The organism is Turicibacter sp. HGF1 (assembly GCF_000191865.1).
In the GTDB taxonomy this organism is placed as follows: Bacteria; Bacillota_I; Bacilli_A; order MOL361; family Turicibacteraceae; genus Turicibacter; species Turicibacter sanguinis.
The window spans coordinates 46,291-63,418 of sequence record NZ_AEXQ01000097.1 but is presented as its reverse complement, the minus strand read 5'-3'; the positions used below and the strand labels follow the sequence as shown (position 1 = coordinate 63,418).

Sequence of the window (17,128 nt, the reverse complement as noted above, 5' to 3'; positions counted from 1 at the left end):
TCCTACCGAGGTTTTGGATATATATAATTTATTTATTTTCATGCCTTAGTTATGCCCTTCTGTCCACGAACTTAATAGATTGTGGGCTCAAGGGCTTTTCTACGGACGTATAATTAAACTTAGGAGGTGTGAATAATGAGCGCTACTGCAATTGAAATGAAATCACAATTAGTTGCTGAGTATGCAGGTCAATTCAAAGAATCAGCTTCTTTAGTTGTTGTTGATTACCGTGGGTTAACTGTATCTGAAGTTACTGAATTACGTAAACAATTACGTGCTGAAGGTGTTGAATTCAAAGTATTAAAAAACAATATCTCTCGTCGTGCTGTAACTGAAGCTGGATTCGAAGGTTTATCTGAAGCATTCGTTGGTCCAACTGCCGTTGCTTACTCAAAAGAAGACGTTGTTGCACCTGCACGCGTATTATACAACTTCTCGAAAGAACACCAAGCTTTAGAATTAAAAGCTGGTTTAATCGAAGGTTCTGTTGCTACGTTAGAGCAAGTTATGGAATTAGCTAAGTTACCAAACCGCGAAGGTTTATTATCTATGTTACTTTCTGTATTACAAGCTCCAATGCGCAATATGGCATGTGTTGTTAAAGCTGTTTCTGAACAAAAAGAAGCTGGTGTTGAGGCACCTGTAGCTGAGGCTGCTGCTGAAACAACTGAAGTGGCTGAAGAGGCTACTGCTGAATAATTTTAAATAAAAATTAATTCAACAGGTATACCCTGAATTTGAAGGAGGAAAATAAAATGGCAAAATTAACTGCTGCTGAAATGATCGAAGCGATCAAAGAAATGTCAGTTTTAGAATTAAACGAATTAGTTAAAGCTATCGAAGAAGAATTTGGTGTAACTGCTGCTGCTCCTGTAGCAATGGTTGGTGGAGCTGTAGAAGCTGCTGGACCTTCTGAAGTAGACGTAATCTTAACAAACGCTGGAGCTAAAAAAATCGGTGTTATCAAAGTAGTTCGTGAAATCACTGGATTAGGATTAAAAGAAGCTAAAGAATTAGTTGACGGAACTCCTGCAAAAATCAAAGAAAAAGTTTCTCCAGAAGAAGCTGAAGAATTAAAAGCTAAATTAGAAGAAGCTGGAGCTGTTGTTGAAGTTAAATAATTAACTTTAAACGCTAGTTTTGCTTAAATATAATAAAAACCTGAGTGAAAATTCGCTCAGGTTTTTATTTCATAAAAGTATATTGTAATAATTTGACTCAACATGGCAATAATAGAGCATGTAAAAATGTTCATATTCTCTAATTTTTAGGTAAAATCAAAAGGGGTTGTGATCATGCATTATTATACAAACAATGTTAATGCTCGATCTGATGAAAAATTCTTTGACTATGTTTTAAAAGGTCATAAATTAAGATTTACAACAGATGTTGGAGTTTTTTCAAAAGGAGACGTTGACTTTGGTTCTAGACTTTTAGTGGAAACATTTGCTGAGCCTGAGATAAGCGGAAATATTTTAGATGTTGGCTGTGGTTATGGACCTATCGGTTTGAGTTTAGCTAAAAGTTATCCAAATAGAAATGTTCATATGGTTGATGTAAACCAAAGAGCATTAGAATTAGCTAAAAAAAATGCGATGAATAACGGTGTTGAAAATGTGATGATTTATGAAAGTCATTGCTATGAGGGTGTGGATGACAGATTTGCTGCTATTTTATCTAATCCCCCAATCAGGGCAGGTAAAAAAGTTGTTCATGCAATAATTGAAGAAGCTAAGGAATATTTGGTTGAGAATGGTGAACTGTGGATTGTCATTCAAAAAAAGCAAGGCGCTCCATCCGCTAAAGAAAAGATGGAACAAGTGTACGGGAATTGTGAAATGGTTGATAGAGATAAAGGGTATTTTATCTTAAAATCTATTAATTGTTGACACTATTGAAAAAATTTGATATTATTATAAAATGCCTAATACTGCTTGTATTTTACATGTGCTAAGTCTAATACATTAGGTGTTGAATTAATAAAACAACAAAAGTTTACATAAACAAACAAAGAGGTGAAACGCGTGGCAGGGAAAATTGTTCAATATGGTAAAAAGAGACAACGTCGTAATTACTCAAGAATTAATGTTGCACTCGAACTCCCTAACTTAATTGAAATTCAAACTGCTTCTTATCAGTGGTTCCTTGATCAAGGTATTCGTGAAATGTTTAAAGACATTTCTCCAATTGAAGATAACAATGGTAATCTAGCGCTTGAATTCGTAGATTATAACTTAGGTGAACCGAAATATACTGTTTTAGAAGCAAAAGAACGCGATGCTAACTATGCTGCCCCTTTACGTGTCAAAGTTCGTTTACATATTAAAGACGAAGAGACACAGGCAATTAAAGAAGTGAAGGAAAGCGAAGTATACATGGGGGACTTCCCTTTGATGACTCCAACAGGAACATTTGTTATCAATGGTTCTGAACGTGTAATCGTATCACAATTAGTTCGTTCATCAGGTGTTTATTATAATAAAGAAACTGATAAAAAGAGCGGTAAAGAAAAATATGCTGCACAAGTAATCCCTAATCGTGGTGCATGGTTAGAGTATGAACTTGATGCAAAAGATATCGTTTATGTTCGTGTCGATAGAACACGTAAAATTCCAATTACAGTATTATTACGTGCTTTAGGACTTTCAACAAAAGAACAAATTATTGAAATGTTTGGTGAAAATGCATATATTCTAAATACTTTAGAAAAAGATCAAACAGTAAATTCAGATGAAGCTTTAATGGAAATCTTCCAAAAACTTCGTCAAGGGGAACATGCGACAATTGATGGTGCGCGCACTTTATTTGTTTCGCGTTTCTTTGATCCTAAACGCTACGACTTAGCTCATGTTGGACGTTATAAATTTAATAAAAAATTAAGTGCACAAGAGCGCTTATTAAATCAAAAATTAGCTAGTGATATCTTTGACTCTGAAACTGGTGAGGTTTTAGTTGAAGAAGGTACAGTGATTACTCGTCGTATTTTTGAAGATGTATTAGCTGATAAAATTGATCGTTTAAATATTAAAAAAGTAGAATTAGTTAATCCTTTAGAAGAACGCGAAACTTACGTACAAGAATTCGAAGTTTACTCTCCACGAGTAAATGAAGGAGATCAAGTTGTAAGAATTATCGGAAATGTTGAAGATGAATGTAAGCATATCACAACTTCAGATATCTTCGCTTCAATTAGCTACTTCTTCAACTTATTAGACTCAGTTGGATACTTAGATGATATCGATCATTTAGGAAATCGCCGTTTACGTCTAGTAGGTGAATTATTACAAAACCAATTCCGTATCGGTTTATCACGTATGGAACGTGTTGTAAAAGAAAGAATGTCTATTCAAGAAACTGAAGGAATTACACCTTCAAGTTTAATTAATATTCGTCCAGTTACTGCAGCTATTAAAGAATTCTTCGGTAGTTCACAGTTATCACAGTTCATGGATCAAACTAACCCATTATCAGAGTTAACGCATAAACGTCGTTTATCTGCGTTAGGACCTGGAGGGTTAACACGTGAACGTGCTGGTATGGAAGTACGTGACGTTCACTACTCTCACTATGGTCGTATGTGTCCAATCGAGACACCAGAGGGACCAAACATCGGATTAATTAACTCATTATCATCATATGCAAAAGTTAATAAGTTTGGATTCATTGAAACCCCATATCGTAAGGTGGTTCCAGTTATTGATGAAGAAACTAAACAACCAAAAATGCATGTTACAGATGAAATTCGTTATTTAACTGCTGATGAGGAAGATCGTTATGTAGTTGCTCAAGCTGGTTTAGATTTAGATGAAAAAGGAAACTTACCAGAGAAAGTTATCGTTCGTCATCGTGGTGAAAACTTAATCGTTCCAGCTGAACGTGTAGACTTCGTAGACGTATCTCCAAAACAGATTGTATCAGTTGCCACAGCTTGTATTCCATTCTTAGAGCACGATGATGCCAACCGTGCATTAATGGGAGCGAACATGCAACGTCAGGCTATTCCATTATTAATTCCTGAAGCTCCATTCGTAGGTACAGGTATGGAATATGTTGCGGCGAAAGACTCAGGTCAAGCAGTAGTAGCATATAACAGTGGGACTGTTGAATATGTAGATTCAAAAGTTATTAAATTACGCCGTGATGCTGATGGCCAAATTGATAAATATCCGTTAATTAAGTTTGTTCGTTCAAACTCAAGTACAGTATTAAATCAACGCCCAATTGTAAAATTAGGTGATCATATTAATGCTGGAGAAGTATTAGCAGATAGTTCATCGATGGAAAGCGGAGAATTAGCTTTAGGACGTAACGTAGTCGTAGCATTCATGACATGGAATGGTTATAACTACGAGGATGCTATCATCATGAGTGAACGTTTAGTTAAAGATGATGTTTATACTTCAATTCATATCGAAGAATACGAATTAGAAGCTCGTGATACAAAGTTAGGTCCAGAGGAAATTACTCGTGACATCCCAGGTGTTGGAGAAGATGCTCTTAAAAACTTAGATGATCGTGGAATTATTCGAATCGGTGCTGAAGTTAAGGAAGATGATATTTTAGTTGGTAAAGTTACGGCTAAAGGTCAAACAGAATTAACTGCTGAAGAGCGTCTATTACATGCAATCTTCGGTGAAAAAGCACGTGAGGTTCGCGATACTTCATTACGTGTACCACATGGTGGAGATGGAATTGTCCATGATGTTAAATATTTCTCTCGTCGTAATGGAGATGATTTATCACCGGGTGTTAATGAAGTTATCCGTATTTATATCGTACAAAAACGTAAAATTTCTGAGGGAGATAAAATGGCGGGACGCCATGGTAATAAAGGGGTTATCTCTAAAATCTTACCTCAAGAAGATATGCCATATATGCCAGATGGAACACCAGTGGATATCATGTTAAATCCATTAGGGGTACCATCACGTATGAATATCGGTCAGATCTTAGAAATTCACTTAGGAATGGCTGCTAAAAAGTTAGGAATTCATGTTGCAACGCCAGTATTCGATGGTGTTAAAACTGAAGATTTAGAAGCAATCATTGCTGAGGCTGGAATGGATAAAGATGCTAAAACTGTACTATACGATGGACGTACAGGTGAAAAATTTGATAATCGAATTTCAGTTGGGGTAATGTACATGATCAAACTTGCTCACATGGTTGATGATAAATTACATGCCCGTTCAATTGGACCTTACTCATTAGTAACTCAACAGCCACTTGGAGGTAAAGCTCAATTCGGTGGACAACGTTTCGGAGAGATGGAGGTATGGGCGCTAGAAGCATACGGTGCTGCATACACATTACAAGAAATTTTAACTGTTAAGTCAGATGATATTACTGGACGTGTTAAAACTTACGAAGCTATCGTTCGTGGTGAAAATGTTCCAGAACCAGGTATCCCTGAATCATTCAGAGTATTAGTAAAAGAATTACAGTCATTAGGATTGGATGTTAAAATTTTATCGAACGAAAAAGATGAAATTGAAATCCGCGATTTGGAGAACGTAAAAACGCATCAAATCGTTGTTCCAGAAAGTGTTGAAGAATAATTTAGACGCAAGGAGGGAATGACCTTGGTAGATGTTAACAAATTTCAGTATATGAAAATCGGTTTAGCTTCTTCTGATATAATTCGCAAATGGTCTTATGGTGAAGTGAAAAAATCAGAGACAATTAACTATCGTACACTAAAACCTGAAAAAGATGGTTTGTTCTGTGAGCGTATCTTCGGTCCAACAAAGGATTGTGAGTGTGCTTGTGGAAAATATAAACGTATACGTCATGAAGGTATTGTTTGTGATCGTTGCGGAGTTGAAGTAACAGTAGCAAAAGTTCGTCGCGAGCGTATGGGACACATTGAGCTTGCGGCTCCTGTTGCTCATATTTGGTATGTAAAAGGTATTCCAAGTCGTATGGGACTATTATTAAATATGTCACCACGCGAACTTGAAGAAGTTATTTACTTTGTAAATTATGTTGTAATTGATTCAGGTAAAACTGATTTAGTTAAACAAAAAGTATTAACTGAAAAAGAATACCGTGAAGCATATGAAAAGTGGGGAAATGCATTCCAAGTTGGTATGGGTGCTGAAGCCATTAAAAAATTATTAGAGGCTATTGATTTAGATAAATTAGCGAAAGAATTACGTGCAGAATTAAAAATTGCACAAGGACAAAAACGTGGTAAAATTATCAAACGTTTAGATGTCGTTGAGTCATTTAGAAATTCTGGAAACAAACCAGAATGGATGATTTTAGATGTTTTACCGGTAATTCCACCTGAATTACGTCCAATGGTTCAATTAGATGGTGGTCGTTTCGCGACATCAGATTTAAATGATTTATATCGTCGTGTAATCAACCGTAATAACCGTTTAATTCGTTATTTAGAAATTGGTGCTCCTAACATTATCATTAATAATGAAAAACGTATGATCCAAGAAGCAGTTGATGCTTTAGTGGATAATGGTCGTCGTGGTCGTCCAGTCACAGGACCAGGTAATCGTCCATTAAAATCATTATCTCATATGCTAAAAGGTAAACAAGGACGTTTCCGTCAAAACTTATTAGGTAAACGTGTTGACTACTCTGGACGTTCTGTAATCGTTGTAGGACCAGACTTAAAGATGTATCAATGTGGATTACCAAAAGAAATGGCACTTGAATTATTCAAACCATTCGTAATGAAAGAATTAGTTGAACGTGATTTAGCTCAAAATATTAAAAGTGCTAAAAAAATGATTGAGCGTATGGATGATGCTTTATGGGATGTTGTAGAAGATGTAATTCGTGAACACCCAGTATTGTTAAACCGTGCCCCAACATTACACCGTTTAGGTATTCAGGCATTCGAACCTAAAATTGTTGAAGGACGCGCAATCCGTCTTCACCCTCTTGTAACGACAGCATTCAATGCCGATTTCGATGGTGACCAGATGGCGGTTCACGTTCCTTTATCACAAGAAGCACAAGCAGAAGCCCGTTTGTTAATGTTAGCTGCTAATAATATCTTAAACCCGAAAGATGGGAAACCAGTTGTTACACCATCTCAGGATATGGTATTAGGAAACTATTATTTAACGATGGAAGAAGAAGGTGCTATCGGTGAAGGAAACATCTATAAAGATACAAATGAATTAATGATGGCATATGCAAATGGATATGTAACATTACATTCACGTATTGCATTAGATGCACGCACTTTAAATAATATGACATTTACTGAAGAACAAAATAATAAGTATATTGTTACAACTTTAGGAAAAGTTATTTTCAATGGTATTTTACCTAAAACATTCCCGTTCTTAAATGAACCAACAATGTCAAACTTACAAACAGTTACGCCAGCTAAGTACTTTGTTGATAAAGGGACAAATATTAAAGAATATTTAAAAGATGTTAAGGTTGTATCTCCATTTAAGAAAAAATTCTTAGGAGATATTATCTCAGAAGTCTTCCGAATCTATAAAACAACTGAAACATCAAGAATGTTAGACCGCTTAAAAGATTTAGGATTCAAGTATTCGACAATTGCTGGAATTTCTGTAGGGGTTGCTGACGTAGTCGTATCTTCTAAGAAGAAAGATTTATTAGCAGAAGGTGACAAAAAAGTTGCTGAAATTCATGAATTCTATAATCGTGGGTTATTAACAGACGATGAACGTTATCGTTTAGTTATTGATGTTTGGGCAAAAGTAAAAGATGAAATTCAACATGTATTAATGAATGAGTTACCAGCAGATAACCACATCTACATGATGAGTGATTCTGGAGCCCGTGGTAACGCATCGAACTTTACACAGTTAGCCGGTATGCGTGGATTAATGGCCAACCCATCTGGTAAAACAATCGAGTTACCGATCAAATCTTCATTCCGTGAAGGTTTAACAGTAACTGAGTTCTTCATCTCTACCCATGGTGCGCGTAAAGGATTAGCCGATACAGCCTTAAAAACAGCCGATTCAGGTTATTTAACTCGTCGTTTAGTTGACGTAGCACAAGATGTTATTGTACGTGAAGACGATTGTGGTACAGATAAAGGACAATATATTACAGAAATTAAACAACGTGGACAAGCAGTTGAGACTTTATTTGATCGTATTGTTGGACGTTATACTGCAAAACCTGTATATCATCCAGAAACAGGTGCTTTAATCATGGATCGTAATGAATATATTTCAGATGATTTAGCTAAAGTTATTGTTGAATCAGGTATTGAAGGAATCGATATTCGTACAATTTATTCATGTAATGCAACAAAAGGTGTATGTAAAAAATGTTACGGACGTAACTTAGCAACTGGTAAAGAAGTAGAAGTTGGGGAAGCTGTAGGTATTATGGCAGCTCAGTCTATCGGTGAACCAGGTACACAGTTAACGATGCGTACATTCCATACAGGTGGGGTTGCCGGTGCCGATATTACACAAGGTTTACCTCGTATTCAAGAGTTATTTGAAGCACGTAATCCAAAAGGACGTGCAATTATTGCAGAGATTGATGGAACTATTACAACAATCAAAGCAAATACTAAAAACCGTTATGAAATTACATTAACGAATAAATTAGAAAGCCGTAACTATTTATTACCATACGGTGTTCAACCTTTAGTTTCTGAAGGTGATGATGTCTTTGCTGGGGATATGTTAACAGAAGGTTCAATTGATCCTAAAGAGTTATTACGTGTTAAAGACGTTGAGGCAGTACAAGCCTATATTTTAAAAGAGGTACAAAATGTATACCGTGCTCAAGGGGTAGAATTATCTGACAAACATATCGAGATCATGGTTCATCAAATGATGAAAAAAGTTAAGGTAATTGATGGTGGAGATACTGATATCTTACCAGGATCTTTAATTGATGTTACACACTATACACGTGTGAATGGTGAAGCAATTGCTCGCGGTAAACGTCCAGCAGTTGGTATTCCAACAATTTTAGGTATCACCAAAGCATCTCTTGAAACTGAATCATTCTTATCTGCTGCATCATTCCAGGAAACAACTCGTGTGTTAACAGATGCTGCTATCAAAGGTAAGGTTGATGAGTTAGTAGGATTAAAAGAAAATGTTATCATCGGTAAGTTAATTCCTGCTGGAACGGGAGTTTTAAGAGAAGATTATATTCAACCTGTACATAAAAATGTAGAGGATGAAGATGATGATATCTTAGCATTTGACTTAGAAGATATATCGTTAAAATCACCTGCTAGTTTAATTGAAGAAGATTTAGATGATTTAGTTGAATTAGATTTTGATGAAACTGATTTTATTGATGCGGAAGAAGAATAAAATAAATAATTCTGGTTTATAATAACTCAGGAAAATTTAAAAAACAGCGTCGAACTGTTGACATCAGTTAAAAAAAATGTTAGATTAATAAAGGCTTTTAAAAAAATAAAGTGAGTTTTGCTTTGATAGCAAAGCTTACTTTTTCTAACTAAAATGAACCACCTGGATAAGTGGACTAAGTTTATGAGAGGAGGACTAATATGCCAACTATTAACCAATTAGTTCGTAAAGGACGTACAAGTAAAGAAACTAAATCTAAATCTCGTCATTTAAATGTAGGGTACAATAGTTTAAAGAAAGAACAAACTAACTTATACTCTCCACAAAAACGTGGGGTATGTACACGTGTTGCTACTATGACACCTAAAAAACCTAACTCGGCGTTACGTAAATATGCCCGTGTTCGTTTAACAAATGGTTTAGAGGTAACTGCATACATTCCTGGTATTGGACACAAATTACAAGAGCACAGCGTTGTTTTAATTCGCGGTGGACGTGTAAAAGACTTACCTGGGGTACGTTATCATATCGTTCGTGGTACTTTAGATGCTACGGGTGTAGATGGACGTATGCAATCACGTTCTAAATACGGAACAAAAAAACCAAAAGCAGCTAAAAAATAATAAGACTTTTTTTGGATAAACTGGAAGGGAGGCTAAATTATGCCACGTAAAGGACATGTAGCGAAACGTGATGTTTTGCCAGATCCAATTTATAATTCTAAATTAGTATCTCGTTTAATTAACAACATCATGCAAGATGGTAAAAAAGGTACTGCACAAACAATTTTATATAACGCATTTGATATCATCGCTGAGAAAACAGGTCGTGAACCAATGGAAGTATTCGAAGAAGCAATCGAAAACATCATGCCTGTATTAGAGGTAAAAGCACGCCGTATCGGTGGAGCTAACTACCAAGTACCAGTTGAGGTTCGTCCAGAGCGCCGAATCACTTTAGGGTTACGTTGGTTAGTACAATACTCTCGCTCTCGCGGAGAAAAAACTATGGAACAACGTTTAGCTAACGAAATTATCGATGCAGCTAACAATACTGGAGCTTCTGTTAAAAAACGTGAGGATACTCACAAAATGGCTGAAGCAAATAAAGCATTCGCTCACTACCGTTGGTAAGATAACCAATAAATTTTTAGGATTACTGGGTTTTCCAGTAATCCTAAAAGTGTAATATTAACTATGAGAGGAGTAACGAACATGGCAAGAGAATTCTCTTTAGAACATACTCGTAATATCGGTATCATGGCACACATCGATGCTGGTAAAACGACAACTACAGAACGTATCTTATACTACACTGGACGTATTCATAAAATTGGAGAAACTCACGATGGTGCTTCTCAAATGGACTGGATGGCTCAAGAACAAGAACGTGGGATTACAATCACTTCAGCTGCAACAACAGCTGCTTGGAATGGTCACCGTGTAAATATTATCGATACACCAGGTCACGTAGACTTCACAGTAGAAGTTGAACGTTCATTACGTGTATTAGATGGAGCTGTAGCTGTATTAGATGCACAGTCAGGGGTTGAGCCTCAAACTGAAACAGTTTGGCGCCAAGCAACTACTTACGGAGTTCCACGTGTTGTATTCGTTAATAAAATGGATAAAACAGGTGCAGATTTCTTATACTCTGTAAAAACTTTACACGATCGTTTAGGAGCTAATGCTCTTCCAATTCAATTACCAATCGGTGCTGAAGATAACTTCGAAGGTATCATTGACTTAGTTGAAATGAAACAATATATGTACACTAATGATTTAGGTACAGATATCCAAGTTGGAGAAATCGATGCTGCTCACTTAGAAGATGCTGAAATGTATCGTGATCAATTAATTGAAGCTGTTTCTAACTTAGATGAAGAATTAATGATGAAATACTTAGAAGGTGAAGAAATTTCAATCGAAGAATTAAAAGCTGCGATTCGTCGTGCTACAATCAACGTTGAATTATTCCCTGTATTATGTGGTTCAGCATTCAAAAATAAAGGTGTTCAGTTAATGTTAGACGCTGTAATTGACTACTTACCAGCTCCAACTGATATTCCTTCAATTAAAGGAACATTAGAAGATGGTACAGAAGTTGAGCGTCATGCTGCTGATGAAGAACCATTTGCGGCTTTAGCATTCAAAGTTATGACTGACCCATTCGTAGGGAAATTAACATTCTTCCGCGTATATTCAGGAGTATTATCTTCAGGAACTTATGTATTAAACTCAACAAAAGGTAAACGTGAACGTGTTGGACGTTTATTACAAATGCATGCCAACAGCCGTAACGAAATTACTGAATGCTGTGCAGGAGATATCGCTGCTGCAGTAGGTTTAAAAGATACTACAACTGGAGATACTTTATGTGATCCAGATAACGTGGTTATCCTTGAATCTATGGTGTTCCCAGAACCAGTAATCTCTTTATCTGTTGAACCAAAATCAAAAGCTGACCAAGATAAAATGGGTATCGCTTTACAAAAACTTGCTGAAGAGGATCCAACTTTCCGCACTCATACTCATGAGGAAACTGGAGAAACTATCATTGCAGGTATGGGTGAGTTACACTTAGACATTATCGTTGACCGTATGCGTCGTGAATTCAAAGTTGAATGTAACGTAGGTGCTCCTCAAGTTGCTTACCGTGAAACATTCACTCAAGCTGCTGAAGTTGAAGGGAAATTCGTGCGTCAGTCAGGTGGACGTGGACAATACGGACACGTATGGATTAAATTCGAACCACAAGAAGCTGGTGCAGGTTACGAATTCAAAGATGCAGTTGTTGGTGGGGTTGTACCTCGTGAATACATCGGTTCAGTTGACGCTGGATTAAAAGATGCTTTACAAACTGGTCAATTATCTGGATTCCCAGTAGTTGATATTAAAGCAACTTTATTCGATGGATCATACCATGATGTCGATTCAAGTGAAATGGCATACAAAATTGCTGCATCTATGGCATTAAAAAATGCTTATGAAAAATGTAAACCAGTTCTTTTAGAGCCAGTTATGAAAGTTGAAGTTGTTATCCCAGATGAGTACTTAGGAGACGTAATGGGTGATATTACTTCACGTCGTGGACGTTTAGATGGTATGGAAGCACGCGGAAACGCTCAAGTAATTCGCGCATTCGTTCCATTATCAGAAATGTTCGGATATGCAACAGCATTACGTTCTAATACACAAGGACGTGGTAACTACTCAATGGAAATGGATCATTATGAACAAGTTCCAAAATCAATCGCTGATGAAGTCATCAAAAAACATAGAGGATAATCTAAGTTAATTGATGTTATTCATATAACAACCTCTAATAAGAATTTCTTGCATTCTTATTAGGGGTATTGTAAAATAAAAATTGTTAAATACAAAAAATGTATTACAAAGGAGGATATTAGCAATGGCTAAAGCTAAATTCGAACGTACTAAACCGCATGTTAACATCGGTACAATCGGTCACGTTGACCACGGAAAAACTACATTAACAGCTGCTATCACAACTGTATTATCTAAATCAGGTAAAGCAGAAGCTCGCGCTTACGATCAAATCGATGGTGCTCCAGAAGAGCGTGAACGTGGAATCACTATCTCAACTGCACACGTTGAGTATGAAACAGATGCACGTCACTACGCACACGTTGACTGCCCAGGACATGCTGACTACGTTAAAAACATGATCACTGGTGCTGCTCAAATGGACGGTGGTATCTTAGTAGTATCTGCTGCTGACGGACCAATGCCTCAAACTCGTGAGCACATCTTATTATCTCGCCAAGTTGGTGTACCTCGTTTAGTTGTTTTCTTAAACAAATGTGACATGGTAGACGATGAAGAATTATTAGAATTAGTTGAAATGGAAGTTCGTGACTTATTATCTGAGTACGATTTCCCAGGTGACGAAGTTCCAGTAATCCACGGTTCTGCTTTATTAGCATTACAAGGACAACCTGAATGGGAAGCTAAAATCAACGAATTAATGGCTGCTGTAGATGAGTACATCCCAACTCCAGCTCGTCAAACTGACTTACCATTCTTAATGCCAGTAGAGGACGTATTCTCAATCACTGGACGTGGTACAGTTGCTACAGGACGTGTTGAACGTGGTGTAGTTAAAGTTGGTGACGTTGTTGAAATCATCGGTTACCATGATACAAAATCAACTACTGTAACAGGTGTTGAAATGTTCCGTAAATTATTAGACCAAGCTGAAGCTGGAGATAACATCGGAGCTTTATTACGTGGTGTTTCTCGTGAAGAAATTCAACGTGGACAAGTATTAGCTAAACCAGGATCAGTAAAACCTCATACAAAATTCACTTCTGAGGTTTACGTATTATCTAAAGAAGAAGGTGGACGTCATACTCCATTCTTCGGAAACTACCGTCCTCAATTCTACTTCCGTACAACTGACGTAACTGGAGTTATCCAATTACCAGAAGGTGTAGAAATGGTTATGCCAGGTGACAACGTAGCAATGACTGTAGAATTAATCGCTCCTATCGCTGTTGAAAAAGGAACTAAATTCTCAATCCGCGAAGGTGGACGTACAGTTGGTGCTGGTTCAGTAGTAGATATCTTAGAATAGTCTATACTTTGAATCTTATAGTCCTAGAGTTAATCTCTAGGACTTTTTTTGTTTAAAATAAGAAAAAATATTACCATGGTGATGTGTAAATATATACTTAAAGTTGTGTAATTCTAAATATAGTTGGACTAGAATAGTTGTTAAAATAAAATAGAAAAATTTACTTGTTATAATTGTTTGATTGTTTGTAAGAGATATGTTAAATTTGAATACGTAAATTATTATCGAATGCTAAACCATAAGTGGAATTTCTATTAAATATTAAAAATAAATATTTTATGACAAAAAGCAAAAAAATATTTGCATTTGTTTTAATAATCATGTATAATGGATATGTTGACTTCAGCGTTGAACCGAAAGGTTGCTGACACACCCGGCCGATTTGCCATGGCAAAGTGTCAGGGAATTTTCGTGGAGCTAGTCTATTCCTAAAATAGGCGAAGGGAGGAATAAAAATGGCAAAACAAAAAATCAGAATTCGTTTAAAAGCTTATGATCACAGAATTTTAGATCAATCAGCAGAAAAAATCGTTGAAAGTGCTAAAAAAACAGGTGCTAAAGTAGCAGGTCCAATCCCTCTACCAACTGAAAAGCAAGTTTATACGATCTTACGTGCGGTACATAAGTACAAAGATTCTCGTGAGCAATTCGAAATGCGCACTCACAAACGTCTGATTGACATTGTTGAACCAACACCACAAACAGTTGATTCATTAATGCGTTTAGACTTACCATCTGGTGTAGACATCGAAATCAAATTATAATATATAAACGAAATAGGAGGTGTAACTCATGGCCAAAGGAATCTTAGGTAGAAAAATTGGTATGACTCAAATTTTCTCTGAAGAAGGGAAATTAATCCCTGTAACTGTTGTTCAAGCAACACCTAACGTTGTTTTACAAGTTAAAACAAATGAAACTGACGGATACGAAGCTGTTCAAGTAGGTTTCGAAACTAAGCGTGAAAAATTAGCTAACAAACCTGAAATGGGACATGTTGCTAAAGCTGAAACAGCGCCTAAGCGCTTCATTCGTGAATTCCGTAACTTAGACGTAGCGGAATATCAAGTTGGTCAAGAGATCAAAGTTGACACTTTTGCTGAAGGTGAAATTGTTGACGTAACTGGGAAAACAAAAGGTAAAGGATTCCAAGGTGTTATTAAACGTCATGGACAATCTCGCGGACCTATGGCCCACGGTTCTCGTTACCATCGTCGCCCAGGTTCAATGGGATCGATTGCTGCTAACCGCGTTTTAAAAGGTAAAAAATTACCTGGACAAACTGGTGGAAACATCGTGACTGTTCAAAACCTTGAAATTGTTAAAGTTGATACAGAACGTAACGTTTTATTAATCAAAGGAAATGTACCAGGAGCTAAAAAATCTTTAGTTATGGTTCGTTCTGCTGTTAAAGCAAAATAAGTTTAGTACAGTAGGAAAGGAGGATTCATAATGCCACAAGTAGCATTATATAACCAACAAGGTGCTCAAGTTGGAGAAATCGTTTTAAACGAAGCAATCTTCGGTATTGAGCCTCATAAACAAGCAATGTTCGATGCTGTAATTATGCAACGTGCATCAATGCGTCAAGGAACTCACAAAACTAAAACTCGTACTGAGGTACGTGGTGGTGGACGTAAACCTTGGAAACAAAAAGGTACTGGACGTGCTCGTCAAGGATCTATTCGTGCACCTCAATGGCGTGGTGGAGGAATCGTATTCGGACCAGTTCCACGTAGCTATGCATATAAATTAAACAAAAAAGTTCGTCGCTTAGCTTTAAAATCTGCGTTAGCAACTAAAGTAGTTGAAAATGAAATCGTAGTTTTAGATCAATTAGTGTTCGAAGCTCCAAAAACAAAACAAATGATCAATGTTTTAGGTGCGTTAAATGTTACATCTAAAGCGTTAGTTGTTACTGCTGAGGAAAATGCTGCAGTTGAATTATCAACTCGTAACATCCCAGGTGTTAAAGTTTTAACAGTAAGCCAATTAAACGTATTAGATCTTTTAGATGCAACTAAGTTAGTTATTACTCAAGATGCAGTTAAAAAGATTGAGGAGGTGCTTGCATAATGAAAGATGCTAGAGATATCGTTAAGCGCCCAATTATCACTGAAAAATCTTATGATTTAATGAACGAAGGTAAATTCACTTTCGAAGTTGATAAAAAAGCAAACAAAATCGAAGTTAAACAAGCTTGTGAAGCTTTATTCAATGTAAAAGTTGAAAAAGTAAACATCGTTAACGTTCGTCCTAAAAAACGTCGCGTTGGACGTTATGAAGGATTCAAGCCTTCAATGAAAAAAGCTATTGTAACATTAGCTGAAGGACAAACTATCGAAAAGTTTGAAGTATAATAATTAGCAAAAGGAGGGAACAAGATGCCTGTTAAAAAGTATAAACCAACCACTAATGGTCGTCGTAACATGTCAGTTTTATCATTTGACGAAATTACGACTAATCAACCAGAGAAATCATTATTAGCTCCTTTAAGCAAAAAAGCAGGGCGTAATAATCACGGTCAAATTACAGTGCGTCATCACGGTGGTGGACACAAACGTAAATACCGTATCATCGACTTTAAACGTACAAAAGACGGTATTCCAGGACGTGTTGCTACAATCGAATACGATCCAAACCGTTCAGCAAATATCGCATTAATCAACTATGCTGATGGGGAAAAACGATACATTATCGCTCCAAAAGGATTAAAAGTTGGAATGCAAATTGAATCTGGTGCTAATGCAGATATCAAAGTTGGTAATGCTTTACCAATCATGAGTATCCCAGTTGGTACATTAATTCATAATATCGAATTAAAACCTGGTAAAGGTGGACAATTAGTACGTTCAGCAGGGACTTCTGCCCAAATTTTAGGGCGTGAAGAGCGTTACGTATTAGTTCGTTTAGCTTCTGGTGAAGTTCGTAAAGTATTAGGAACTTGCCGTGCAACTATCGGTGAAGTAGGAAATGCTGACCACGAATTAGTTAACATCGGTAAAGCAGGTCGTACACGTTGGTTAGGTAAACGTCCAACTGTTCGCGGATCTGTAATGAACCCTAATGACCATCCACATGGTGGTGGGGAAGGACGTACTCCAATCGGACGTAAATCTCCAGTTACACCTTGGGGTAAACCAGCTCTTGGTTTAAAAACTCGTAATAAGAAAAAAGCATCAAGTAAATTAATTGTTCGCGGACGCAACAAATAATATAAAAAAATGCTAAATGTT

General features: G+C 36.6%; 14 protein-coding genes and 1 other annotated feature (1 of these 15 cut by a window edge). All 14 genes read left to right on the top strand.

What is annotated here, in order from left to right:
* Positions 1-110 (top strand) — a sequence feature (ribosomal protein L10 leader region) (it extends 48 nt beyond the left edge of the window).
* Positions 111-135: 25 nt separating this feature from the next.
* The 14 genes from rplJ (at position 136) to rplB (ending at position 17,107) form a co-directional block, all read left to right on the top strand.
* The gene (gene rplJ / locus HMPREF9402_RS09790) at positions 136-699 is read left to right on the top strand and encodes a 50S ribosomal protein L10 (RefSeq protein ID WP_006784420.1); all 564 of its coding nucleotides are present in this window, start codon (positions 136-138) and stop codon (positions 697-699) included.
* A 56-nt stretch (positions 700-755) separates the two neighbouring features.
* Complete coding sequence (gene rplL, locus HMPREF9402_RS09785) at positions 756-1,121, top strand: 50S ribosomal protein L7/L12 (RefSeq protein WP_006784421.1); 366 nt, start codon at positions 756-758, stop codon at positions 1,119-1,121.
* Between the two features lie 174 nt (positions 1,122-1,295).
* On the top strand, positions 1,296-1,889 hold the full coding sequence (locus tag HMPREF9402_RS09780; protein ID WP_006784422.1) for a class I SAM-dependent methyltransferase: 594 nt from the start codon (positions 1,296-1,298) through the stop codon (positions 1,887-1,889).
* Positions 1,890-2,024: 135 nt separating this feature from the next.
* Positions 2,025-5,558, top strand: coding sequence for a DNA-directed RNA polymerase subunit beta (gene rpoB / locus HMPREF9402_RS09775; protein WP_006784423.1), 3,534 nt, complete (start codon positions 2,025-2,027; stop codon positions 5,556-5,558).
* A 24-nt stretch (positions 5,559-5,582) separates the two neighbouring features.
* Complete coding sequence (rpoC, locus tag HMPREF9402_RS09770; RefSeq protein WP_006784424.1) at positions 5,583-9,296, top strand: DNA-directed RNA polymerase subunit beta'; 3,714 nt, start codon at positions 5,583-5,585, stop codon at positions 9,294-9,296.
* Positions 9,297-9,496: 200 nt separating this feature from the next.
* Positions 9,497-9,919, top strand: coding sequence for a 30S ribosomal protein S12 (gene rpsL / locus HMPREF9402_RS09765; RefSeq protein ID WP_006784425.1), 423 nt, complete (start codon positions 9,497-9,499; stop codon positions 9,917-9,919).
* A 39-nt stretch (positions 9,920-9,958) separates the two neighbouring features.
* Positions 9,959-10,429 carry a 30S ribosomal protein S7 gene (gene rpsG, locus HMPREF9402_RS09760; RefSeq protein ID WP_006784426.1) on the top strand — a complete coding sequence of 157 codons (471 nt, stop codon included), beginning with the start codon at positions 9,959-9,961 and terminating at the stop codon, positions 10,427-10,429.
* An 81-nt stretch (positions 10,430-10,510) separates the two neighbouring features.
* Positions 10,511-12,583: an elongation factor G gene (gene fusA / locus HMPREF9402_RS09755; RefSeq protein ID WP_006784427.1), complete on the top strand. Its 2,073-nt coding sequence runs from the start codon at positions 10,511-10,513 to the stop codon at positions 12,581-12,583.
* A 124-nt stretch (positions 12,584-12,707) separates the two neighbouring features.
* Positions 12,708-13,892, top strand: a complete 1,185-nt coding sequence (tuf, locus tag HMPREF9402_RS09750) for an elongation factor Tu (protein WP_006784428.1) — start codon at positions 12,708-12,710, stop codon at positions 13,890-13,892.
* Between the two features lie 455 nt (positions 13,893-14,347).
* Positions 14,348-14,656: a 30S ribosomal protein S10 gene (gene rpsJ / locus HMPREF9402_RS09745; RefSeq protein WP_006784429.1), complete on the top strand. Its 309-nt coding sequence runs from the start codon at positions 14,348-14,350 to the stop codon at positions 14,654-14,656.
* Between the two features lie 28 nt (positions 14,657-14,684).
* Positions 14,685-15,314 (top strand): 50S ribosomal protein L3, encoded by a 630-nt coding sequence (gene rplC, locus HMPREF9402_RS09740; protein WP_006784430.1) that lies wholly within the window; start codon positions 14,685-14,687, stop codon positions 15,312-15,314.
* A 30-nt stretch (positions 15,315-15,344) separates the two neighbouring features.
* Positions 15,345-15,968 (top strand): 50S ribosomal protein L4, encoded by a 624-nt coding sequence (rplD, locus tag HMPREF9402_RS09735; RefSeq protein WP_006784431.1) that lies wholly within the window; start codon positions 15,345-15,347, stop codon positions 15,966-15,968.
* Positions 15,968-16,252: a 50S ribosomal protein L23 gene (rplW, locus tag HMPREF9402_RS09730; RefSeq protein WP_006784432.1), complete on the top strand. Its 285-nt coding sequence runs from the start codon at positions 15,968-15,970 to the stop codon at positions 16,250-16,252. The genes rplD and rplW overlap by 1 nt, the downstream gene beginning before the upstream one ends.
* A gap of 24 nt (positions 16,253-16,276) precedes the next feature.
* Positions 16,277-17,107, top strand: coding sequence for a 50S ribosomal protein L2 (gene rplB / locus HMPREF9402_RS09725; RefSeq protein ID WP_006784433.1), 831 nt, complete (start codon positions 16,277-16,279; stop codon positions 17,105-17,107).
* The last annotated feature ends 21 nt before the right edge of the window (positions 17,108-17,128 follow it).

Coding starts and splice junctions, on each gene's coding strand:
- rplJ (WP_006784420.1), top strand. CDS start 136: ATGAGCGCTACTGCAATTGAAATGAAATCACAATTAGTTGCTGAGTAT.
- rplL (WP_006784421.1), top strand. CDS start 756: ATGGCAAAATTAACTGCTGCTGAAATGATCGAAGCGATCAAAGAAATG.
- HMPREF9402_RS09780 (WP_006784422.1), top strand. CDS start 1,296: ATGCATTATTATACAAACAATGTTAATGCTCGATCTGATGAAAAATTC.
- rpsL (WP_006784425.1), top strand. CDS start 9,497: ATGCCAACTATTAACCAATTAGTTCGTAAAGGACGTACAAGTAAAGAA.
- rpsG (WP_006784426.1), top strand. CDS start 9,959: ATGCCACGTAAAGGACATGTAGCGAAACGTGATGTTTTGCCAGATCCA.
- fusA (WP_006784427.1), top strand. CDS start 10,511: ATGGCAAGAGAATTCTCTTTAGAACATACTCGTAATATCGGTATCATG.
- tuf (WP_006784428.1), top strand. CDS start 12,708: ATGGCTAAAGCTAAATTCGAACGTACTAAACCGCATGTTAACATCGGT.
- rpsJ (WP_006784429.1), top strand. CDS start 14,348: ATGGCAAAACAAAAAATCAGAATTCGTTTAAAAGCTTATGATCACAGA.
- rplC (WP_006784430.1), top strand. CDS start 14,685: ATGGCCAAAGGAATCTTAGGTAGAAAAATTGGTATGACTCAAATTTTC.
- rplD (WP_006784431.1), top strand. CDS start 15,345: ATGCCACAAGTAGCATTATATAACCAACAAGGTGCTCAAGTTGGAGAA.
- rplW (WP_006784432.1), top strand. CDS start 15,968: ATGAAAGATGCTAGAGATATCGTTAAGCGCCCAATTATCACTGAAAAA.
- rplB (WP_006784433.1), top strand. CDS start 16,277: ATGCCTGTTAAAAAGTATAAACCAACCACTAATGGTCGTCGTAACATG.